Source organism: Kitasatospora sp. NPDC048662 (genome assembly GCF_055587065.1).
The window spans coordinates 204,966-226,568 of the sequence record NZ_JBVJHA010000011.1 but is presented as its reverse complement, the minus strand read 5'-3'; the positions used below and the strand labels follow the sequence as shown (position 1 = coordinate 226,568).

The following is a 21,603-nucleotide window of genomic DNA, read 5'->3' as shown; positions in this document are numbered from 1 at the left end:
GCCACCACACCACCCAACGCACCACCCGCCCCCGTCACCAACACCGTCCCCCCACCGAACGACAACCCGGCCCCGGACGACGAACCACCAACCGACAACCCACCACCACCCGACGAGCTACCACCCGCCACCGCAGGCACCCGCACCAACCGCGGCACCACCACACCCCCAGCACCCACCGCCACCTGCGCCTCACCCGACGCCAACACCCCCGGCAACCACCCACTCACCCCACCCGCACCAACCCCCACATCCACCAACACCAACCGCCCCGGATGCTCCGACTGCACACTCCGCACCAACCCCCACACACCCGCACCACCCAAACCACCCACACCCGAACCACCCCACGGCCCCACCGCACCCGCCGTCACCACCACCAACCGCACACCCGCCAACCGCTCCACCGCCAACCACCCCTGCACCAAACCCAACACACCCTCCACCACACCCCGCGCACCCACCGCCACACCCAACCCCTCATCCACCAACCCCACCTGACACACCACCACTTCAGGCGGAGTGCTGTCGGGGCCGAGCGAGTCGAGCAGGGCGGCGAGGTCGGAGTACCGGGTGACGGGCAGACCGGTGGTGTCCAGCGTGTGGGGACCGACGAAGGCCCAGGCGCCGGGCGCGGGCGCCGCCACGGTCGCGGTGTCGGTCGGCATCGGGAGCCAGGCGACTTCGAGCACCGGGTGCGACGCGGGTCGGCCGACGGTGGTGTTCAGTTCACGGAGCGTCAGTTCGTCCACGGAGACGACCGGCGCGCCGGTCGGGTCGGCGGCCTCGATCGAGGCGGTGCCGTCGGCGCGCCTGGTCAGCCGGACCCGCAGGTCGGTGGCCGCGACCGCGTGCAGGCTGACGCCCGACCAGGAGAACGGCAGCCTGGGGGCGGCGGCCGCAGGGTCGAGGACCAGCAGGTGCAGGGCCGCGTCCAGCAGCGCCGGGTGCAGGCCGTACGCCTCGGCCGCCGACCGCTGGTCCGCGGGCAGGCTGATCTCGGCGTAGGTGGTCTCGCCGTCCGACCAGGCCCGGGTGACGCCCTGGAACAGCGGCCCGTAGTGGTAGTCCTGGTCGGCGAGCCGCGGGTAGAGGTCGGTGAGGTCGAGCGGGTGCGCGCCGGCCGGCGGCCACTGCTGCGGCAGCGCCGAGGGCGCCGCGGCGCTGCGGCGCAGGGTGCCGGTGGCGTGCCGGGTCCACTCCTCCTGGGGGGTGTCGGCGTCCTCGGGCCGGGAGGAGACGGTGAGCGAGCGCCGTCCGCTCCCGTCGGGCGCGGTGAGCGAGACCTGCAGGCGCACGGCGCCCGCCTCGGGGAGGATCAGTGGCGCTTCGAGGGTGAGTTCCTCCAGGTGTCCGTGGCCGGTCCGCTGCCCGGCGTGCAGGGCGAGTTCGACGAAGGCGGTGCCGGGCAGCAGCACGGTGTCGCCGACCCGGTGGTCGACGAGCCACGGGTGGGTGCGCCGGGAGAGCCGTCCGGTGAAGACCAGTTGCTCGTTGTCGGCGAGAGTGGTGGTCGCGCCGAGCAGCGGGTGGTCGTCGGCCTGCAGGCCGAAGTCGGCGGCGGCGCCGCCGGTGCCGGGCGGTTCGGCAAGCCAGTAGCTGTCCCGCTGGAACGGGTAGGTGGGCAGCTCGACGGCGGGCCCGGCGCCGGGGAACAGCGCGGCGGGGTCCAGCGGCGCGCCGGCGGCGATCGCGCGGGCCAGCGAGTCGAGGAAGCGCGGGTAGCCACCCTGCCGGCGGCGCAGCGAGCCGACGGCGGTGCCGTGGACGCCCGTGCTGTCGAGGGTCTCCTCGATGCCGACGGTGAGCACCGGGTGCGGGCTGGCCTCCACGAACAGGACGTGGCCCTGTTCCACGAGACCGCGGACCGTCTGTTCGAACCGGACGGGGTTGCGCAGGTTGCGGTACCAGTAGCCGGCGTCCAGTTGGGTGGTGTCCTCGATCAGCGCGCCGGTCAGCGTGGAGTGGAACGGCACCTCGGCAGTCGTCGGCCGGATCGGCGCCAGCAGCTCGGCGAGCTCCGCCTCCAGTGCTTCGACGTGCGCGGAGTGCGAGGCGTAGTCGACCGGGATCCGGCGGGCCCGTTCGCCGTCCTGCTCGCAGCGGGCGAGCAGTTCGTCGAGGGCGCCGGGGTCACCGGAGACCACCGTGGACCGGGGGCCGTTGGCCGCCGCCACGAACAGCCGGCCGGGCCAGTCGGCGAGCCACTGCTCGACCTCGGCGGCGGGAAGGGCCACCGAAACCATGCCACCGGTGCCCGCCAACCGCAGCAACGCCTTGCTGCGCAACGCCACCACCCGCGCCGCATCCCGCAACGACAACGCACCCGCCACACACGCCGCCGCAATCTCACCCTGCGAATGCCCCACCACCGCCGCCGGCACCACCCCCGACGACCGCCACAACTCCGCCAACGACACCATCACCGCAAACAACACCGGCTGCACCACATCCACCCGCTCCAACGACGGCGCACCCGGCACACCCGCCAACACCTCCCCCAACGACCAGTCCACGAACTCACCCAACGCCACCCCGCACTCCGCCAACCGCCCAGCGAACACCGGCGACGACGCCGCCAACTCCACCGCCATCCCCACCCACTGCGACCCCTGACCGGGGAACACCAGGACCGGCCGGATGTCGTGCTCGGCGAGGCCGCGCACCAGCGCGTCGTCGGCGGCGCCGGCCGAGAGCGCGCGCAGCGCCCGCAGGGCGTCGTCGCGGCCGGTCGCGGTGATCACGGCGCGGTGCGCGAAGCGGGCCCGCGCGGTGGCCAGGGTGCGGCCGACGGCCGCCACGTCGAGCGGGCCCTGCTCGGTGGCGAGCATCGCGGCGAGCCGCTCGGCGAGTTCCCGCAGCGCGGTGTCGTCGCGGGCGGTCAGCAGCCACGGCACGGCGGTGCCCTCGCAGGCCGGGGCGTCCTCGGAGGCGGGTGCGTCGTCGCAGGCCGGGGCGCTGTCGGAGGTGGCCGCGCCGTCGGAGGCGGCGGGGGCCTCCTCCAGGATCAGGTGGGCGTTGGTGCCGCTGATGCCGAACGAGGAGACGGCGGCCCGGCGCACCCGCTCGCCGCGCTCCCACGGCACGGGCTCCTGCAGCAGGCTGACGGCGCCGCTGCTCCAGTCCACGTGCGAGCTCGGCGCGTCCGCGTGCAGGGTCCGCGGCAGCAGGCCGTGCTGGAGGGCCATCACCATCTTGACGACGCCGCCGACGCCGGCTGCGGCCTGCGCGTGGCCGATGTTGGACTTCAGCGAGCCCAGCAGCAGCGGGCGGGCCTGGTCGTGGTGCCGACCGTAGGTGGCCAGCAGCGCCCGGGCTTCGATCGGGTCGCCGAGCTTGGTGCCGGTGCCGTGCGCCTCCACCGCGTCGACGTCCCCGCCGGTCAGACCGGCCGCGGCCAGGGCGGCGGCGATCACCCGTTCCTGGGCCGGCCCGCTGGGCGCGGAGAGGCCGTTGCTCGCCCCGTCCTGGTTGACCGCCGAGCCGCGGATCAGCGCGAGCACCCGCAGGCCCCGGCGCTCGGCCTCGGAGCGGCGCATCAGCAGCAGCATGCCGACGCCCTCGGCCCAGGCGGTGCCGTCGGCGGCCTCGGCGAAGGCCTTGACCCGGCCGTCGGGCGCCAGTCCGCGCTGACGGCTGAACTCGACGAACATGCCGGGCGAGCTCATGACCGCAGCGCCACCGGCCAGCGCGAGCTCGCACTCGCCGCGCAGCAGGGACTGGGCCGCCAGGTGCAGCGCGACCAGCGAGGACGAGCAGGCGGTGTCCACGGTGATGGCCGGCCCGTGCAGGCCGAGGGTGTACGCGACGCGGCCGGAGGCGACGCTGGAGGTGTTGCCGGTCAGCAGGTATCCGTCGTAGCCCTGGGCGCCCTGGTGCAGGCGCGGGCCGTACTCGGGGGCGACGGCGCCGACGAACACGCCGGTACGGCTGCCGCGCAGGCCGGACGGATCGACGCCGGCCCGTTCCAGCGCTTCCCAGGAGGTCTCCAGCAGCAGCCGCTGCTGGGGGTCCATCGCGGTCGCCTCGCGGGGGCTGATCCCGAAGAAGCCGGGGTCGAACCGGTCGGCCTCCGCGAGGAAGCCGCCGGCATCGACGTAGGAGCGGCCGGGGCGCTCGGGGTCCGGGTCGAAGAGCGAGTCGAGGTCCCAGCCGCGGTTGTCGGGGAAGGCGCCGATCGCGTCGGTGCCGTCGGCGACCAGCCGCCACAGGTCCTCCGGCGAGACCACCCCGCCCGGGAACCGGCACGCCATCCCGACGATCGCCACCGGCTCGTCGGCGGCGGGCGCCGCCCCGGCGGCCGGCTCCGTGCCGTGCGCGGCGGTGTCGCCGGCCAGCCGCTCGGCCAGGTGCCGGCCGAGGGCGAGCGGGCTGGGGCAGTCGTACAGCAAGGTGGTGGGCAGTTCGAGGCCGGTGGCGAGGGAGAGCCGCTCGCACAGGTCGACCGACATCATCGAGTCCAGGCCGAGGTCGCGGAAGACCGCCTCGGTGTCAACGTCGGCGGCGGAGGCGTGGCCGAGGACGGCGGCGACCTCGCCGCGCACCAGGGCGAGCAGCGCGCCCGACCGGTCCGCTGCGGGCGCGACCGGTGCGGCGGGGGCGATGGGCGCGGCGGGGGCGATGGGCGCGGCGGGCGCGGCCGGGGCTGCCGCGGTGCCGGGCGCCGGTGCCGGGCGGGCCGGGTCGCCGAGCTCGGGCCAGTAGCTCTGCCGCTGGAAGGCGTAGGTCGGCAGGGGGACGGTACGGGCGGCGCTCGGCGCGAAGAAGGCGGACCAGTCGAGTTCGGTGCCCGTGAGGTGGAGCTGCGCCAGCGAGCGGACGAGGGTCTCCTCCTGCGGCCGGTCATGGCGCTGTGCGGCCACCACGATCGGGGCGGGGACGGTGTCCGCGGGCAGGTTCTGCCGGATCATGTGCAGCAGCGCCGCGTCGGGGCCGATCTCCAGGAAGCGGGTGACGCCGAGTCCGTGCAGGGTCCGCACGCCGTCGCCGAACCGGACGGCCGCGCGGACGTGCTCGGCCCAGTAGTCGGCGGAGGCGAGCTGCTCGGCGGTGGCCTGCCTGCCGGTGAGGTTGGAGATGACGGGCACGGCGGGCGGGGCGAAGTCCAGTTCGGCGGCCAGGGCGCGCAGGCCGTCCAGTGCGGGTTCCATCAGCCGGGAGTGGAAGGCGTGGCTGACCTGGAGCCGGCGGGTGCGCCGGCCGCGCTCCGCGAAGGCGGCGGCGAGGGCGTCCACCGCGGCCTCGGGGCCGGAGACGACGGTGGAGCCGGGGGCGTTGAGGGCGGCGATGCCCGCGTCGAAGCCGTGCTCGGCGAGGGCGGCCAGCACCTCGTCCTCGGTGGCCTCGACGGCGGCCATCGCGCCGCCCGCGGGCAGCGCCTGCATCAGCGCGCCCCGGCCGGCCACCAGCCGGCAGGCGGCGGGTGCGGACAGCACGCCGGCCACGTGGGCGGCGGCGAGTTCGCCGACCGAGTGGCCGATCAGGTAGTCGGGCCGGATGCCGAGCGAGTGGAGCAGCCGGTACAGCGACACCTCGAAGGTGAACAGCGCGGGCTGGGTGCAGGCGGTCCGGTCGAGCAGCGCGGCGGCGTCGCTGCCCGCTTCGGCGAACATCACCTCCCGCAGCGGGTGCTCCAGCAGGCCGTCGAACTCCGCGCACAGTTCGTCCACGGAGCGCCGGAACACCTCGAACGCCCCGTACAACTCGCGGCCCATGCCGGCCCGTTGCGCGCCCTGGCCGGAGAACACCAGGGCCAGGCCACCGTGCGGCGCGGCGCTCCCGGTCAGCACGTGGCCGGCGGGGCGGCCGTCGGCGAGCGCGGCGAGGCCGTCCAGCAGGGTCGCGCGGTCCCCGCCGAGCACGGCGGCGCGCTGCCCGAAGGCGGTCCTGGTCGTGGCGAGCGAGCGGCCGAGCTCGGCGTCGGTGCCCTCCGCCCCGTCCGCGAGCCGGTCGAGCAGCCGCCGCGCCTGCCCGCGCAGGGCGTCCTGGGTGCGGCCGGACAACAGCCAGGGGACGGTGCGGTCGGACGCGGGCCCGGCAGGGGCGGGGGTGTCCGCGCGGTGTTCGGCGAGCACCAGGTGGCAGTTGGTGCCGCCCATGCCGAACGAGCTGACGCCCGCCACCAGCCGCTCCGCGGGGCGCGGCCAGGGCTCGTTCCGGGTCTGCACCTGAAGCCGGAGTTCGTCGAGCGGGATCTCGGGGTTGGGGGCACCGAAGTGCAGGCTGGCGGGGAGTTCGCGGTGCCCGATGCTGAGCGCGGTCTTGAGCAGCCCGGCGATGCCGGCGGCGGCCTCCAGGTGGCCGATGTTGGTCTTGACGGAGCCGACCCGCAGCCGGGCGTCGGCGGCCCGGTCGGCGGCGAACACCGAGCCGAGCGCGGCGGCCTCGACGGGGTCGCCGACCCGGGTGCCGGTGCCGTGCAGTTCGACGTACTGCACCTCGGCGGGCCGGACGCCGGCCGCCGCCTGGGCGCGGCGCACCGCCTCGGCCTGGTGGTCGGCGCTCGGCACGGTGAGGCCGCTGGTGCCGCCGTCGTTGGTGACGGCGCTGCCGAGGATGACGCAGTGGATCCGGTTGCCGTCGCGCACCGCCTGGGCGAGGGGCTTGAGCAGCACCAGTCCGGCGCCCTCGCCGCGCACGTAGCCGTCGGCGGCGGCGTCGAAGGTGCGGCAGCGCCCGGTCGGCGAGAACGCGCCGAACTTGGCCGAGACCTCGGTGGTGTCGGCCAGCAGGTCGAGGTTGACGCCGCCGGCCACGGCGAGTTCGGATTCACCGGCCCGCAGGCTCTCGCAGGCGAGGTGGACGGCCACCAGGGAGGAGGACTGGCCGCTGTCCACGGCGAGGCTGGGCCCGTGCAGGCCGAGCACGTACGACAGCCGGTTGGGGATGATGCTCCGGTGGGTGCCGGTGACGGTGTGGCCGGTGGCGGCGTCGGGGCCGCGGCGGCCGAGCAGGTGGGCCCAGTCGTCCCAGATCGCGCCGACGAAGACGCCGGTGCGGGAGCCGCGGAGCTGCGCGGGGAGCAGGCCGGCGTCTTCCAGGAGTTCCCAGCCGAGTTCGAGGACCAGGCGCTGCTGCGGGTCCATCTCGACCGCCTCGCGCGGCGAGATCCCGAAGAACGCGGCGTCGAAGCCGTCGACCCGGTCGAGCAGGGCGGCGTGCCGGGGCCGTCCGTCGCCGGCCGGCCCCCAGCGGTGCGCGGGGACCGGCGCCACCGCGTCCCGGCCTTCGTGCAGGAGCTGCCAGAACGCCTGCGGGCTGTCGGCGTGCGGCAGTCGGCAGGACATGCCGATGACGGCCACCGCGTCCTGGTCGGGCCCGGCGGACCGGTCGGCGTCGATGTTCGCGTTTCCTGCAACCACCCTGCTCACTCCTCCGTCGAAAAACCGGGGCCGGGGCCCCGCCGTGGCCGGCTGCCGGTCCGTGGCCGGCTGTCGGTAGCGGTCAGTTCTTGCGGGCGACGCCCGCCCAGATGACCATTTCGCTGACCCTGCGCGGGGCGTCCGCCCCCGAACGCCACTCGGTGGTCTGGACCAGGCCGGGGGGCAGTAGTTCGAGGCCGTCCAGGAAGCGGCCGATCTGGGCCTTGGTGCGGTTGGCGTTGAGCTGGATGTCCCGCTTCTCGAAGGCCCGGTCGGTGGTCTCGGCGAGGTCGTCGAGCTCGTCCAGCGACACGTGCGAGAGCACCAGGTGGCTGCCGGCGGGCAGCGCGTCGAGCAGCAGCCGGACCGCCGCCCACGGGTCCCGGTGGTCCGGGACGAAGTGCAGGACGGCGACCAGCAGCAGCGCCACCGGCTGGTCGAAGTCGATGAGTTCGCGCACCCGTGGGTGGTCGAGGACGGCCTGCGGGCTGCCGAGGTCGCCGAGGATCACCGCGATGCCGTCCTGGCCCGCCACCAGCGACTCGGCGTGCGCGGCCACCGTCGGGTCGTTGTCCACGTACACCACGCGCGCCGCCGGGTCGATCGCCCGGGCGACGGCGTGCACGTTGTCCTGGGTGGGCAGACCGGAGCCGATGTCGAGGAACTGGCGGATGCCCACCTCCTCGGTCAGGTAGGTGACGGCGCGGATCAGGAAGTCCCGGTTCGCGCGCGCGGCGGCGAACACTCCCGGGTCGGTCACCGCGATCTCGTCGACCAGCGCGCGGTCGACCGGATGGTTCTCGGTACCGCCGAGCAGGTAGTCGTACATCCGGGCCAGGCCCGGGCGGGTGGTGTCGATCCGGGTGGAGGTGTCGCTCACGGAATCGTCCTTTCTGCGGAGGGGGTTGACGGGGCGCCGGGGACGGCGGCACGGGTTCGGCGGGTGCGCAGGCCGAGGACCAGCCGGCGCAGCCGGAGCAGTGCGGCCGCGGTGGACAGCAGCACCGGGAGCGGCCCGCGGACGCCGCGCATCCGCAGCAGGGAGCGGAAGATCCACACCCGGGTCTCGGTGGCGTTGCCGGGGCCGGCGTGCGCGTCGCGGTACTCCAGCACCTCGGTGCGCCGGGTCCGGCTGCGCAGCCGGGCCACGTCCGCGCCGGGGATGATCGCGTCCTCGTGGGTCGCCAGGTAGTGGATCGGGATGTCCAGCGCGGCGAGTTCCTCGTCGGTGAGCGCCCAGGGGGACAGGTCGCCGGTGATCCGCTCCGGATCGGTGCGGGTGAGCCGGGCCAGTGTGTCGAGGGTGAGCGCGGGCAGGCCGCGGCGCCAGTCGGGGTCGGTGAAGAAGGCGCTGACGGGTGCGGCGATGGTGATGACGCCCCTGATCCGCGGATCGTGGACGGCGCTGCGCAGCGCCGCGTGTCCGCTGAAGCTGAGGGTGAGTCCGTAGGTCTGCTGGACGTCGGCGGAGTCGGCGACGGCGTCCAGCAGCCGGGGGATCATCCGCCAGCTGTCGGCGCCGTAGGTCAGCGGGTTCTCCCCCACGCCGGGGAGTTCGGCGACGAGGACCGCCATGCCGAGCCGGGCGGCCCGGCCGAGCAGCGGCATCCACTGCTCCTTGATGCTGATGATGCCGCCCATCACCAGCAGCAGGGGCCGCTTCGCGGTGCTGTCCAGGCCGCTGGCCCAGCACGGCACCGTCTCGCCGAGGACGGGGAGTTCGAGCCGGACCACGCCGTTCCCGGCGGCCCAGTCGGCGCACACCCGCACGCATGCGCGCAGCGCCTCCGCCCGGGCCGGGCCGTCGACCGCCGGGAACCGCGCGAGGTTGTAGTAGCCGCAGGCCTCCAGCAGCCGGCCTTCGGCCTCCAGCCGGGCCGCGGCCCGGCTCCACTCGCCGGTCCAGGAGCCGGGGGCGTCCCGGTCGTCGGAGTCGATGCGCCCGCACACCTCCCGGTAGGCGGCCTCCGTGATGTTCTGGGCCCTGGCGTGCGCCAGCCCGTACGACTTGAGTTCGGCGACGTCGTTCACGCGGGGCCTCCGGCGGGGCGCGGTCCGTCGGGGGCCTTGAACTCCTCCAGTGCGGACTTGATGTCGGCGAGCAGGTCGGCGGCCTCGGCGCCGTCCACCACCCGGTGGTCGAAGGCGAGGTTGAGGCGCATCACGGGCGCGATCTCCACCCGGCCGTCGCGGACCACGGGCCGCTCGGTGATCCGGCCGAGGCCGAGGGTGATGGTGGTGCCGCCGACCGAGTGGAAGCCGTCGACCGGCCGGTGGCCGAGCGAGGAGACGGCGAGCGTGCCCATGATCCGCCGCCGGCCGGCCGGGCTGCTCAGCGCCCGTCCGAACAGCAGCGCGCCGAGCGGCACGGGGAGCCGCTGCAGCCGCTTGACGGGGGCGAACTCCGGCATGAGGTCGGGGTCGCCGTCGCGGTAGTGGGCGAGCCGGTCCTGGATCTCGGCGAGGTCGGCCAGGTCGGCGCCGGGCAGCACGGCGGAGAGCACGACCCGCTCGCCGTCCAGGTGCTTGTCCATGACGACCTTCACGTCGACCCGGTCGTGGCTGTCGATCCGGGGCCGCAGCACGCCGTGCAGCGTGGCGTTGGCCCGTGGGTGGGCGGCGAGCGCGCGGGCGGCGGTGTGCACCACGGCGGCGACCGCCGAGTACCGCAGGCCGCCGGCGCGGGCCTCGGCGCGGGCCTGCTGCACCCGGGTCATGTCGACCTCGGTGTCCAGGAAGACCGGCGAGAAGCGCCTGATCGAGCGCAGGAAGTAGTAGGTGTGGCGGCGCTGCCGCACCAGTGGCCGGAGGGTCATTCGCCCACCGCCAGCCGGTACACGTGGGCGAGGGTGGGGGCCTCGATCACCTGCGGGAGGGGGAGTTGGTTCCCGGTCTCCCGTTCCAGCACGGTCAGCAGCCACATCACGTGCAGCGAGTCCCATCCGGGCACCTCGTCGATGTTGCGGTGCAGGTCCTCGACGGTGACGCGGACGCCGATCTGATCGCCGATCAGCTCGGCGAAGTCCTCCAGGCTGTTCACTGCTTCTCCTCCTCGGCGGTCCGGGCGGGCCCGGTGCGGTCGACCAGCCGGATGTGGCCGGGCACGGCGGGCAGTTCCTCCAACAGGTGGCGGTAGGCCGTGGCGGTGCTGTCGCCGCCGGTCTCCCGGAAGCCGTGGCCGGGGTAGAGGCCGCGCACCTTGGCGTTCTTCGAGGTGGCCCGGTACTCGGCCTCGACGGCGCGCAGGCCGAGCGCCGAGGCGTGCCGCAGCACCGCGGCGAGGCAGGCGTCCTCGACACCGCGGGCCAGGACCCGGCAGCTCAGCAGGAAGTTCTCGACGGTCAGCACCTCGCCGGTCCGCCGCAGGAACAGCGCGCCGGTCAGTCCGCTGCTGCCGAACCGGTCGCCGACCTGCACGGCCAGCACGGTGCGCGCCGGGTCGTCGATCCGCTGCTGCACCTCGGCCGGCTGGAGCCGCTGCGTGGTCAGGTTGAACTGGTTCGTACGCAGCGTCAGTTGGGAGATCCGGGGGACCTCGGCGGGCGTCGCCGGGGCGAGTGTGACGGTGATGCCGAGATCGTGCAGGTAGTCGTCGAGGCCGGTGTGTGCCGCCCGCAGTTCGCCGCGGGCCGCGTCGGCCCGGTACATGGCGGTGCGTTCGGCGTCCTCGGCGGTGACCGAGCGGACGGTGAACCAGCCGTCGGCGAGCAGCTTCTCGATGTGCAGGGCGGGCTCGGCGTCGAGTGCGACCACGTCCACCTCGGGGCAGCGGTCCCGGACCAGCCCGCACTCGTGCGGGCTGTCGTCGACGAAGACGAAGCTGTCCAGGCCGATGCCGATCACCTCGGCAAGGTCCCGCAGGTGGCCGGGCTTGGCCTGCCAGTCGGCCCGGACCTGGACGAAGTCGTCCTCGCGCAGGGTCATGCCGGGGTGCGAGCGGAGCACCTCGCGGACCGGCCCGATGTCGTTCTTGCTGACCGCGGCGAGCAGCACGCCCTGCGCGGCGAGCTGCCGCAGGACCTTCTGGAAGGCGCTGAACGCCTTGCCGCGCAGGCCCTCGCCGATCTCTATGCCGTCCTGGCCGTCCTCGCCGAGCACGCCGCCCCACAGGGTCTCGTCGAGGTCGACGACCAGGCACTTCTTGGTCCGGCCCTGCAGGTGCCGGGCCAGGTGGGCGGCCTCCCTGGCGTAGGCGGCGAGCAGCGGGGCGGACAGGTGGGTGCCGGTGTAGGCGCTGAGCCGCGGGTCGGTGGCGGGCACGCCGTCGGCGAGCAGCGGGTCGAGGTCGAGCACCACGATCTGCGGGCTGCGCTCGCCGAGCCGCAGCAGCCGGGCGGCGGCCTCCCGCCAGAGCACGCCGAGCCGGGCGCGCGAGCGGTGGTCGACCAGTTGCGCGGCGAACCGGCGCGGCAGCGGCAGGGTGTTGAGCACCAGGGTGGCGGCGCTGTCGGCCACGAAGCGCTCGGCGAGGCCCTCGATCAGGCCGATCCGGTGGTCGAGGGCGGTGTGGACGGCGTCCAGGTCCCACGGGGTGGGCAGGTCGTCGAACACCATCGTCGGGTCGAGCACGCAGAGCACCAGGTCGGGCCGGGCGGTGTGCAGGTCGCCTGCGGGGTCGGACAGTTCGGTGACGTAGCTGTCGAAGTCGGTGACGGTCGGGCGCAGCAGGAGGCCGTGCCGGGCGAGTTCGGCGGTCAGCGGCGGCACCAGCATGGCGAGGTTGCCGTGCCCGGTGACGGCCACCCGTACCTGCGGCACTCCTTCGTGGGCGCGCAGTACCGGGTCGGGGCCGAGCCGGGCGAGCAGTTGTCCGGCGCGTTCGAGCTCGGCTCCGGCGGCGCCCGCGAGGCGGGCGCGGACCTGCGGGTACTCGGCGGCGAGCCGGCCGGCCCGGTGCAGGTCGAGCAGGGAGCCCGCGCCTGGGGTGGTGGCGGTCATCGTGTTCACACCCGCTCGATCGCGAAGCCGGCCCGGATCCACTTGCTGGACTCGACCGAGATGCCCAGGGCGCGGTCGCCGGGGCCCATCAGCTCCAGCGCCCGTTCGAGCTGGAAGAACGGTGTCGCGTTTCCGGTGTTGCCGGTCCGGGCGACGCAGCTGATCTCGGTGGCGCCGGGCAGTGCGAGGGCGTCGACCACCTTGCGGGTCATCCGGCCGGAGAGCTGGGGCGGCAGCAGGTAGTGGACGTCCTGTTCGGTCCAGCCGAGGTCGGCGAGCAGCCGGTCGCGGATCTCGCGGCTCATCTGCGGCACCGCGGCCTCGATCTCCTTGTAGTCCTCGACGGCGGGGGTCCGGTCGGACATCCGGTCGGCGGGGCCGAACCATTCGAGGACCTGCCCGGCGGGCCGGCCGAGCCCGGTCAGCCGGACCGAGCTGTGCCGGATCACGGCCTGTGCCCCGGCGGGTTCGACGGCGAGCAGCGCGGCGCCCGCGCCGTCGCCGAACAGCACGTAGTTGATGAGTTGTTCGGGGCGCATCGCGCCGAAGTCCTGGCCGAGGTCGAAGTACTTCTCGTTGAGTTCGCCGCCGATCACCAGCGCGCGCCGGTACGCACCGGTGCCGAGCAGCTGGTGGGCGGTGGTGAGGGCCTGGAACGCGCCGGTGCAGCCGGACTGCAGCTGGTAGACCGGGACGCCGTCGATGCCGAGCCGTTCGGCGACCACCGAGGCGGTGGTCGGCAGCAGCCGGTCCGGGGTGGCGGTGCCCATCACCAGCAGGTCGATGTCGGCGGGCCCGGCGGACGCGGCTTCGAGGGCGCGCCGGCCGGCCAGTTCGGCGAGGTCGGCGAGGGTGTTGCGGCGTTCGCCGGTGTCCAGGTCGACCGAGAGGTGCCGGGTGTCGGTTCCGATGAAGAGCTGGATCCACTCCTCCCACTGGCCGCTCATGCCGAAGCGCCGGGCGAGGGCGGCATTGTCGACCGGCGGACCGGGAAGGGCGGTGCCCGTTGACACGATATGGATTCCCTCGGGCCTCATCAGATCCCTCCGCGTGGTCGGCGTGCTGCCCGTCCGGGCCGCTTCCGTCGGAGATCCTCAGGCCGAATGCTTAAGCGGCTTTAAGGGCGTTCTTGGCCCGGCGGCGCCGGGCGCGGCGCTCCGGCAGATGCTCTCCCCGGGGGGCCGGGCGTCGCAGGGTGCTCAACAGCACCATGGCCAACCCACTTAAGAGTGGCTTTAGTTGGCACCACGAGTATCAATACGGAGGCAATCCAGTCACACTGCGCCCGGAAGTGAGAATTCCGTGAATGATGTGTCGCTCGGGACTGAAATTCCTCAGTTCCCGATTGTCCGTAGTTGCCCTTTCATCCCGCCCGCGGAGTACACCGCACTGCGCGCCGAGCGGCCGATCAGCAAGGTGGCCCTCCCCGGCGACCGGGCGGCCTGGCTGGTGACCAGGTACGAGTTCGTGCGGCAGCTGCTGGGCGACCCGCGGGTCAGCTCCGACCCGATGAAGCCCGGCTTCCCCTCGCTGGTCGAGGGCCAGCAGGACGTGGACAGGAAGGGCGTGCTGCCCTGGATGGACCCGCCGGAGCACAACCTCTACCGGCGCACCGTGGTCAACGAGTTCACCTTCCGCCGGGTCAAGGCGATGCGCCCCTACATCCAGGGGATCGTCGACGACTGCCTCAGCACGATGCTGGCCAAGCCCGGCGAGGCCGACCTGGTCCAGGACCTCGGCCTGGTCGTGCCGTCGCTGGTGATCTGCGAGCTGCTCGGCGTTCCGTACAGCGACCGGGCGATGTTCCAGCAGCGCGCCCGGACCGTGGTCAACCGCACCGTCACCGCCGAGGAGTGGGCGGCCAACCTCGGCGACATGCGGGCGTACCTGGCCGATCTCGTCGAGCGGAAGAGCGCCGACCCGTCCGAGGACGACCTGCTGACCCGGCTGATCGTCAAGTTCGACGAGAACGGGCTGGACGACCGTGACCAGCTGATCGGCCTGGCGGTACTGCTGCTGATCGCCGGGTTCGAGACCACGGCCAGCCTGATCTCACTGAGCGCCGTCGTCCTGCTCAGCCACCCCGACCAGCTGGCGCTGCTGCAGGCCGACCCGGCCACCGCCCCGGCGGCGACCGAGGAGCTGCTGCGCTTCATCAGCCACGCCGACCACGTCACCCACCGGGTCGCCACCGAGGACATCGAGATCGGCGGGATGGTGATCCGGGCCGGCGAGGGCATCCTGCTGTCCACCGCGGCGGGCAACCACGACCCGGAGGTCTTCGAGGACCCCGGCACCCTGAACCTCGCCCGGGACAGCCGTCACCACCTCGCGTTCGGCTACGGCATCCACCAGTGCATCGGCCAGAACCTGGCCCGGCTGGAACTGGAGGTGGTGCTGTCCACGCTGTTCTCCCGGATCCCCACCCTCAAGCTGGCGGTGCCGGTCGAGGAACTGCCGTTCCGCCGCGAGACCCTGATCTACGGCTACGACTCCGTTCCCGTCAGCTGGTGAACGGCTCCTTCCACGAGCACCGCGCGACCCGGGTCAGCGTAGACCCCGGCCGCTGCATCGCCGCCGGCCAGTGTGCCCGGGTGGCCCCCGAGGTCTTCGACCAGGACCCGGACGAGGGCACCGCGTTCGTCCTGCAGGCGGAGCCCGGCCCCCAGGACCTGGGCCTGGCCCGCCTCGCCGCCGGTCTCTGCCCGGCCACCGCGATCAAGCTTGCCGGTTCCTGAGTGCGAGCGTCCCGCCGATCGGCCCCTGGCCGGTCGGCGGACCTCACCTGTCCGAATTGCCCGCCGCGCATCCGCGCCTGGGGCTATCGTCACAGGAGGCAATCAACCGGCTACGGGAAGAGAGGACAAATTGTACAATAACCTGCAGCTCACGGGCTCGAACAACAGAATCGGGCTCCTCGAGTCGAATTCCCGTCCGGCTGTCGTCGCGACCCCCCACAGAGCGATCTTCGAAGTACTCGGCCCGGTGTGCGTGAACAATCACGAGCAGCGGCGGTCGGTGAGCGCCCGCAAGGTGGAAATCCTGTTCGCCGCGCTGCTGGCCAGGGCCGGACAGAGCGTGGGAATCAACGAGCTGATCACCGAGCTCTGGGGCGAAAGTCCACCGGCACGCGCGACGGCGGCACTCTACGTCTACGTTTCCCAGCTCCGGAAGTTCCTCATCGAGGCCGGTTGCACGGGCAGCAGAATAGAGACCCAGCATTCCGGTTACACACTGCACCTGGGCCCGCACGAGTTGGACGTCGAGGTTTTCCTGTGGCTGGTGCGCAACGGCCGCAAGCTCGTCGACCGGAACGAACACGAGCGGGCCGTCGCGGAATTCAAGCGGGCCCTCGGCCTGTGGCACGGGCCGGCCCTCGGAAACCTGCGGGACGGGCCGATCGTCAACGGCTTCGCCACCTGGGTGCAGGAGCACCGGCTCGAATGCATCGAGATCATGATGGAGTCCAACCTGGTGCTGGGCCGGCACCGGGAGATCATCGGGCAGCTCTACTCCCTCACCGTCGACCAGCCGTTCCGCGAGGCCTTCTACCGGCAGCTGATGCTCGCCCTCTACCGCTCCGAGCGCCGGGCCGACGCGCTGCGCGTCTACCGGACCGCCCGCGAGACGCTCCGCCGCGACCTCGGGATCGACCCCGGAACCGCGCTGCGCAATCTGCACCAGGAAATCCTCACCGCCGACGACCGGTCGGTGGTCGTCGGCTGACCGGCGCGCCCGTCTGCGGGCCAAGGCCGGACAAGGCCGAACAAGACCGAACAAGGCCGGGCTTTAGGAGCGGGACCGACCATAGCGGCAGGAATGTCCCATCGAGGCACCAGGGAGCGACATGACGAACATCGTCATCGACAACGTGACGGAAAAGACGGTCCGCTACCACTACATCGGGCAGAACGAGCCGCTGCCCATCCAGAAGGTCGGGGACGGAATCGTCTACTTCGACGAGATCTACGACGCCGAAGGCGCCACGATCGGACACACCATCGGAATGGTGACGGCCACTCACGTCGCGGCCAACGGGCACCTCATGACGCATTACGAGGAGGCCATCGAACTTCCCGACGGGACTTTGCGCTCCGCCGGCACCATCGACCGCCAGGACATGCTGGCCGGCGGCTGGGCCCGGTTCCCCGCCGTCGGCACCGGGGGCAAGTTCCTCGGACTCACCGGAATCCGGGAGTGGGGCCTGATCCTCCCGGTGTCCACGATGACGGTCAACCTCCGCATCACGCTCAACGGCTGATCCTGCTCGGCGCCGGCCGAGATCCGCGCCCGTCCCGGTAGGCGTCCCCTACCGGGACGGGCGCGTTCCGGTCCGCCCCGCCGGCTGCGCCGCCGCACGGACCAGGGCGCCGAGCCGCTCCGCGAACGGCGCCGCGGATTCCCGCAGGAAGAAGAAGTGCCCGCCGGCGAAGCGGTGCAACGCGCCGCCGGCGGCCCCCGACCCGACCCAGGCGCGCGCGTCCGGCTCGCTCACCAGCGGGTCCGCGGCGCCGTGGAAGACGTCGACCGGGCACTCCAGCGGCGGCGGCGGTGCGGTGCTCCGGCTCGCGCACAGCCGCAGGTCGGCCCGGGTGAGGTCGAGCGCCGGCCGGTACCAGTCCGGGTAGGCGAGCAGCTCCGGGGACATCCCCCCGCAGTCGACGATCTTCCGGATCAGCTCCTCGTCGGGGTCCGCGTACGCGGCGGCGAAGGCCGGCGGCAGCTGCGGGGCCCTGGCCGCTCCGGCCACCAGCCGCTCCGGGATCCGCGCCCCCCTGGCCTGCCGGCGGACCGTCAGGTCGTGCGCCACCAGGGCGCCCATGCTGTGGCCGTAGAAGAAGTGCGGAGCGTCCAGGTGGGGATCGAGCTGCCGGTCGAGGACCGCCACCAGCTCCGCCATCGAGCCCGGCCCCGGCTCCCGCAACCGGTTCTCCCGGCCGGGCAGTTGGACCGGCAGGACATCGACGGCGGGCCGGAGCGCGGTGCGCAGCGCGTTGAACACCGAGGCGCTGCCGCCGGCATGGTGGAAGCAGAACAGCGACGGCCGCCCGTCCCCCGCCGGCCCGGCCGTCAGGTAGGACGTGCGTGCCGCCGCCGCGGTTCGGTCCTGTTCGCGCATCGGAGTGCCTCCCATCGGGTTTTCCGCCATGGTCGGTGCAGCACATTGGCTGCCGCTGAACCCGACCCAAAGGGGCCCGTTCGCCCGGCGGCCGCCGCGCTCCCGGCGCCGCACGGGCCCGAGGACGGCACCGGGCGCCCTGCTCCGGCCGGGGAGACGGAGCAGGGCGCCCGGCAGTTCGGGATCAGCCGGCCTTGGCGGCGGGCTTCGGCGTGCGGATCAGCACCATGGCGATCACCAGGGCGCAGCCGACGAAGGCGATGCTGGCGGTGAAGGCGCTCTGCACACCGTGGGTCAGCACCCGGTGCGCCTCCTGCACGGCGTCACCGGCGCCGGGGTGCTTGGCGGCGTCGTCGCTGGCGGTGCCGTACACGGTGACCAGGATGGAGAGTCCGAGCGCGCCGCCGAGCTGCATCATGGTCTGCAGCACGCCGGAGGCGGCGCCGGCCAGCTGCGGCGGGACTCCGCTGAGCACGGTCACGTTGGTCGGCATCAGGCAGCAGCCCGCGCCGACGCCGAACAGCAGCATCGGGCCGAGCACGCCGACCGCGTAGCTGTCGGACACCTCGATCCGGCTGAGCCAGACGGCGGTGACCGTCATCAGCAGCGCGCCGGCGACCATGAAGCGCTTGGCGCCGTACTTGGGGAGCATCTTGGGGACGACCCGGGCGACCGCGAACATGCCGAGCGTCATCGGCAGGAAGGCGAGCCCGGCCCGGATCGGCGAGAACTCCAGCACGTTCTGGATGAACTGGCTGAGGAAGTAGAACAGGCTGAGGATCGTCGCGGTGAACATCAGCATGTTCAGGTAGGCGGCGGTGCGGGTGCGGTCCTTGAACAGCGCGAGCGGCACCATCGGGTGGCCGACCTTGCGTTCGACGAGGACGAAGGCGACCAGCAGGGCCACCGCGACGGCGAAGCAGCCGACCGTCAGCCCGTCGCCCCAGCCCTTGGCCGGGACGCGGATGAAGGCGTACACCAGCAGACCGACGCCGGCCGTGCCGGTGAGGGTGCCCAGGAAGTCGAAGCGCCCGCTCTGGCGGGCGGTCTCCCGGATGCACAGCGGAGCCAGCACGGCGACCGCCACGCCGATCGGCACGTTGACGAACTGCACCCAGCGCCAGGACACCCAGGAGGTGAGGATGCCGCCGAGGATCAGGCCGATCGAGGTGCCGGTGGCCGCGGTCGCCGAGTAGATGCTGAGTGCCCGGTTGCGCGGGGTGCCCTCGGCGAAGTTGCTGGCGATCAGCGCCAGGGTGCCGGGGGCGGCCATCGCCGCACCAACGCCCTGCAGCGCACGCGCCAGGATCAGCAGCCAGGGCTCATTGGCCAGGCCGCCGAGCAAGGAGGCCAGGGTGAACAGCACGGTGCCGATCACCAGGACCCGGCGCCGGCCGAAGATGTCGCCCGCCCGGCCACCGAGCAGCAGCAGGCCGCCGAAGGCCAGCAGATAGGCGTTGATCACCCAGGACAGCCCGACCGGAGAGAAGTTCAGGGCGGCCTGGATCTTGGGCAGGGCGATGTTCACGATGGTCGAGTCGATGCCGACCATCAGGTAGCAGGTCGCGATGACCGCCAGGGTCAGGCCCGGACGGCGCGCGCCCGGCGGCGTCTCGGCCGGTGCGGAACGGTCCGGCGCCCCCTTCGGGGCACTGGTGTCCACGGCGTTCCGATTGCTCATGTCGCTCCTTGTCGAGCCCGGTCCGGACCCGCCTGAGCGGTTGCCGGACGGCAGGGGGCAGGGCGGAGCACCCGGCGGCCGACCCAGGACTCCGATTTACTCAACAACCGTAGAGCCAAGGCTCGAGCTGAGTCAACGCACGTTGAGTGGGCTTGGGTAATATCGATACGTGGATACCAACGGACCTGCCCGCTCCCGGGCCGAACGACGTCGCAACTCGGAGCGCCGCATCCTTGAGGCGGCCCGCCGGATCTTCGGTGAACTCGGCTACGAACGGACCACCATGCGGACCGTGGCCAAAGCCGCCGAGGTCGATCCCGCCCTGATCATGCAGTACTTCGGCAGCAAGGAAGGCCTGTTCCGGCAGGTCGTCCGCATCGACACCGAGTCGATGGAGGCGGACGCCACCGAACCGCTCAGCGAACTCCTGCTGGCCGGGCTAGGAGTGAAGCTGGCCGGCATGCCCGCCACCTCACTGACCATGCTCCGCTCGATGCTCACCCACCCCGAGGCCGCTGCCGAGATGCGGGCGATCTTCGGCCAGCAGATCAAGCAGATCGCCACCGCCCTCCCCGAGGACGAGGACGCCGATCTGCGGGCCGCCCTGCTGATCACCGCGCACCTCGGCGTGGTGATCGGCCGCCACCTGCTGGAACTCGACCCGCTCAAGGACGCCGCCCCCGAGAAGATCGTCGAGCTGCTCCAGCCCGGCTTCCGCACGCTGGCGGCCGACCCCGACGCCGACTGACCGCCACACCCGGACGCGGCATCCGGGGAACGTGACACAGTTCGGCCGGGGGCACCCCGGGAACGCGAACGGCCGGGGGCACCCCGGGAACGCGAACGGCCGGGGGCACCCCGGGAACGCGAACGGCCGGGGGCACCCGGGGAACGCCAATGGCCGGGGAGGGCGCTCGCCCTCCCCGGCCGAACTGTGTCGCGTCTGCCGGCGGCGCTACCGCGCCCCGGCCGGTCGGTGCCCGACCGCCAGCACGTGCCCGGCCGTGCCGAACGGCGCGGTGCCGACATCGACGAACCCGGCGTCCGCAAGGTAGTCGCGGCACTCCGACTCCAGGTACTCCGAGCCCCCACCCTGGGTGGCCAGGTACATGCTCAGGCTGGCGATCAGCTTGGCCCGGTCCGAGCGCCGGTCGTCCATCATCCGGTCGAACACCAGCACCGCGCCCCCGGGCCGGACGGCCTGCGCGGCCTTGCCGATCAGCATCCGCCGGGTCTCCGGCGACCAGTTGTGCAGCACGTCACCGAAGATCACCACATCGGCCACCGGCAGCGGGTCGGCGAAGAAGTCCCCGCCGTGGAACCGGGCGCGCTCCGCCAGCCCCGCCCCCGCCATCAGCCGGTCGAAGAACGGGCCGAGCTGCGGCAGATCGAACACCCCGACCCGCAGGTGCGGCGCGGCCTGCGCGATGTGCGCGACGTGGTTGCCCCGGGCGCCGCCGACGTCCAGCACCGTCCGGTACCGCGACCAGTCCAGCGCGTCGGCGAGCAGGTCGCCCGGCACCGAGTTGTAGGAGTCCAGGCCGTCCAGGAAGTCGGAGAGGGTCTCCTCGTCGTCGGCGACGGAGGAGTAGAACCCACTGGTCCACCCGTCACCGCGGGGCTTCCCGTCCACCCCGGCCGCCCCGCCCGCCCCACCCCGGAGCGAGGCGGCGACTCCCGACCAGGACGGGTACATCAGCCTGCTGTAGTAGCCGAGCGAGCTCCCCAGGTAGCCGGCCTGCCCGGCCACCAGGAACCGCTCCGCCGCCCCGCTGTTGACGAACCGCCCGTCCTCGACCTCGAGCAGCCCGAGGGTGACGAGCAGGTGCAGAAAATCGGTGGCGGGCCGGGGAACCAACCCCAGCCGCTCACACAACTCCGCCGCATCGGCGGGACGTTCGTGCAGTTCGGTGAAGACACCGAGTTCCATGGCGGCCAGAAGCCCCTGCGCCTCGGCAAAGCGATTGGCGAGGTCGATGAGCTCCTGCGGACTGTCGGAGGCGAGTCGCTGGGGGGTCATGCCCTCATCCTCGGAGCTGCCGCTTAAGCCGCCATAAATCCCGCCCAGTTTCCCGCCCGCCCCACCGGTGACCGCCGGGGCAACCGGAATCGACGGGCGAGCGACGAACAGCAGCCACGCGGCCCGCCATCGGACCGCCCCTCCGCACGCGCCTGCGCCCGCCCCGGAGGGCTTCTGCCGCCGTCAGCCGGTCGACGCCGTGCGCTACTTGGTCGCGGGCGGCGTCACTTGCGGGCGGTGCCGGAGGACTTCCCCGCGTGGGACCGCGCCTGCGCCTTCTTCCGGCGGTGCCGGGACCGCGGGTCTGGCCGCCGAGTTCCACGACCGGCTGCGGGCGCGGGTCCGCGCACGGCGCCGGACGGCGAGTACGCCGATGGAGTCTTCAGGCATCTGTCCGCTTTTGTCGCAATCCGCCCCGGGAACGATCGCATGCGCACTCAGCGGCGCACGGATTCGCACGGAACAGTCGCGATCGGCCGGATCT

15 protein-coding genes are annotated in these 21,603 nt (G+C 73.1%); 5 read left to right on the top strand and 10 right to left on the bottom strand.

Features of this window, described 5'->3' with window-relative positions; genetic code table 11:
* The 7 genes from ACZ6R9_RS26610 to ACZ6R9_RS26580 form a co-directional block, all read right to left on the bottom strand.
* A partial coding sequence (locus ACZ6R9_RS26610; protein ID WP_465540741.1) for a type I polyketide synthase occupies positions 1-7,361 on the bottom strand: 7,361 nt, incomplete at its 3' end.
* Between the two features lie 82 nt (positions 7,362-7,443).
* Positions 7,444-8,241, bottom strand: coding sequence for an SAM-dependent methyltransferase (locus ACZ6R9_RS26605; RefSeq protein WP_380488676.1), 798 nt, complete (start codon positions 8,239-8,241; stop codon positions 7,444-7,446).
* Positions 8,238-9,392 carry an alpha/beta hydrolase gene (locus ACZ6R9_RS26600; protein ID WP_465540739.1) on the bottom strand — a complete coding sequence of 385 codons (1,155 nt, stop codon included), beginning with the start codon at positions 9,390-9,392 and terminating at the stop codon, positions 8,238-8,240. The genes ACZ6R9_RS26605 and ACZ6R9_RS26600 overlap by 4 nt, the downstream gene beginning before the upstream one ends.
* Positions 9,389-10,177 carry a 2-oxo acid dehydrogenase subunit E2 gene (locus ACZ6R9_RS26595; RefSeq protein WP_465540737.1) on the bottom strand — a complete coding sequence of 263 codons (789 nt, stop codon included), beginning with the start codon at positions 10,175-10,177 and terminating at the stop codon, positions 9,389-9,391. The genes ACZ6R9_RS26600 and ACZ6R9_RS26595 overlap by 4 nt, the downstream gene beginning before the upstream one ends.
* Positions 10,174-10,401, bottom strand: coding sequence for an acyl carrier protein (locus ACZ6R9_RS26590; RefSeq protein WP_380488673.1), 228 nt, complete (start codon positions 10,399-10,401; stop codon positions 10,174-10,176). The genes ACZ6R9_RS26595 and ACZ6R9_RS26590 overlap by 4 nt, the downstream gene beginning before the upstream one ends.
* Positions 10,398-12,299 (bottom strand): HAD-IIIC family phosphatase, encoded by a 1,902-nt coding sequence (locus tag ACZ6R9_RS26585; protein ID WP_465540735.1) that lies wholly within the window; start codon positions 12,297-12,299, stop codon positions 10,398-10,400. Before ACZ6R9_RS26585 ends, ACZ6R9_RS26590 begins: the two co-directional genes overlap by 4 nt.
* A gap of 5 nt (positions 12,300-12,304) precedes the next feature.
* Positions 12,305-13,336 carry a 3-oxoacyl-ACP synthase III family protein gene (locus ACZ6R9_RS26580; protein ID WP_465540734.1) on the bottom strand — a complete coding sequence of 344 codons (1,032 nt, stop codon included), beginning with the start codon at positions 13,334-13,336 and terminating at the stop codon, positions 12,305-12,307.
* A gap of 379 nt (positions 13,337-13,715) precedes the next feature.
* Between ACZ6R9_RS26580 and ACZ6R9_RS26575 the strand changes: the two genes are divergently transcribed.
* The 4 genes from ACZ6R9_RS26575 to ACZ6R9_RS26560 all read left to right on the top strand — a co-directional run bounded on the left by ACZ6R9_RS26575 (position 13,716) and on the right by ACZ6R9_RS26560 (position 16,560).
* The gene (locus ACZ6R9_RS26575; protein ID WP_380488670.1) at positions 13,716-14,813 is read left to right on the top strand and encodes a cytochrome P450; all 1,098 of its coding nucleotides are present in this window, start codon (positions 13,716-13,718) and stop codon (positions 14,811-14,813) included.
* On the top strand, positions 14,810-15,037 hold the full coding sequence (locus ACZ6R9_RS26570; protein WP_380488669.1) for a ferredoxin: 228 nt from the start codon (positions 14,810-14,812) through the stop codon (positions 15,035-15,037). The genes ACZ6R9_RS26575 and ACZ6R9_RS26570 overlap by 4 nt, the downstream gene beginning before the upstream one ends.
* A gap of 280 nt (positions 15,038-15,317) precedes the next feature.
* Complete coding sequence (locus ACZ6R9_RS26565; RefSeq protein WP_380488668.1) at positions 15,318-16,025, top strand: AfsR/SARP family transcriptional regulator; 708 nt, start codon at positions 15,318-15,320, stop codon at positions 16,023-16,025.
* A gap of 121 nt (positions 16,026-16,146) precedes the next feature.
* Positions 16,147-16,560 carry an allene oxide cyclase barrel-like domain-containing protein gene (locus tag ACZ6R9_RS26560; protein WP_380488667.1) on the top strand — a complete coding sequence of 138 codons (414 nt, stop codon included), beginning with the start codon at positions 16,147-16,149 and terminating at the stop codon, positions 16,558-16,560.
* A gap of 48 nt (positions 16,561-16,608) precedes the next feature.
* Here ACZ6R9_RS26560 and ACZ6R9_RS26555 read toward each other — a convergent pair whose 3' ends face one another.
* Together ACZ6R9_RS26555 and ACZ6R9_RS26550 are read right to left on the bottom strand one after the other, a co-directional pair.
* Positions 16,609-17,418: a thioesterase II family protein gene (locus ACZ6R9_RS26555; RefSeq protein WP_380488666.1), complete on the bottom strand. Its 810-nt coding sequence runs from the start codon at positions 17,416-17,418 to the stop codon at positions 16,609-16,611.
* Positions 17,419-17,602: 184 nt separating this feature from the next.
* Positions 17,603-19,099, bottom strand: a complete 1,497-nt coding sequence (locus ACZ6R9_RS26550) for an MFS transporter (RefSeq protein ID WP_380488665.1) — start codon at positions 19,097-19,099, stop codon at positions 17,603-17,605.
* Positions 19,100-19,268: 169 nt separating this feature from the next.
* On the opposite strand from ACZ6R9_RS26550, the gene ACZ6R9_RS26545 reads away from it, so the two are divergent.
* Positions 19,269-19,847 carry a TetR/AcrR family transcriptional regulator gene (locus ACZ6R9_RS26545; RefSeq protein WP_380488664.1) on the top strand — a complete coding sequence of 193 codons (579 nt, stop codon included), beginning with the start codon at positions 19,269-19,271 and terminating at the stop codon, positions 19,845-19,847.
* A gap of 207 nt (positions 19,848-20,054) precedes the next feature.
* On the opposite strand, the gene ACZ6R9_RS26540 is transcribed toward ACZ6R9_RS26545, so the two are convergent.
* Complete coding sequence (locus ACZ6R9_RS26540) at positions 20,055-21,119, bottom strand: methyltransferase (RefSeq protein ID WP_465540731.1); 1,065 nt, start codon at positions 21,117-21,119, stop codon at positions 20,055-20,057.
* Positions 21,120-21,603: the final 484 nt, after the last annotated feature.

Bases quoted from the DNA above. Each gene is read 5' to 3' on its own strand.
- ACZ6R9_RS26560 (WP_380488667.1), top strand. From the start codon at position 16,147: ATGACGAACATCGTCATCGACAACGTGACGGAAAAGACGGTCCGCTAC.
- ACZ6R9_RS26540 (WP_465540731.1), bottom strand. From the start codon at position 21,119: ATGACCCCCCAGCGACTCGCCTCCGACAGTCCGCAGGAGCTCATCGAC.
- ACZ6R9_RS26550 (WP_380488665.1), bottom strand. From the start codon at position 19,099: ATGAGCAATCGGAACGCCGTGGACACCAGTGCCCCGAAGGGGGCGCCG.
- ACZ6R9_RS26580 (WP_465540734.1), bottom strand. From the start codon at position 13,336: ATGAGGCCCGAGGGAATCCATATCGTGTCAACGGGCACCGCCCTTCCC.
- ACZ6R9_RS26595 (WP_465540737.1), bottom strand. From the start codon at position 10,177: ATGACCCTCCGGCCACTGGTGCGGCAGCGCCGCCACACCTACTACTTC.
- ACZ6R9_RS26585 (WP_465540735.1), bottom strand. From the start codon at position 12,299: ATGACCGCCACCACCCCAGGCGCGGGCTCCCTGCTCGACCTGCACCGG.
- ACZ6R9_RS26555 (WP_380488666.1), bottom strand. From the start codon at position 17,418: ATGCGCGAACAGGACCGAACCGCGGCGGCGGCACGCACGTCCTACCTG.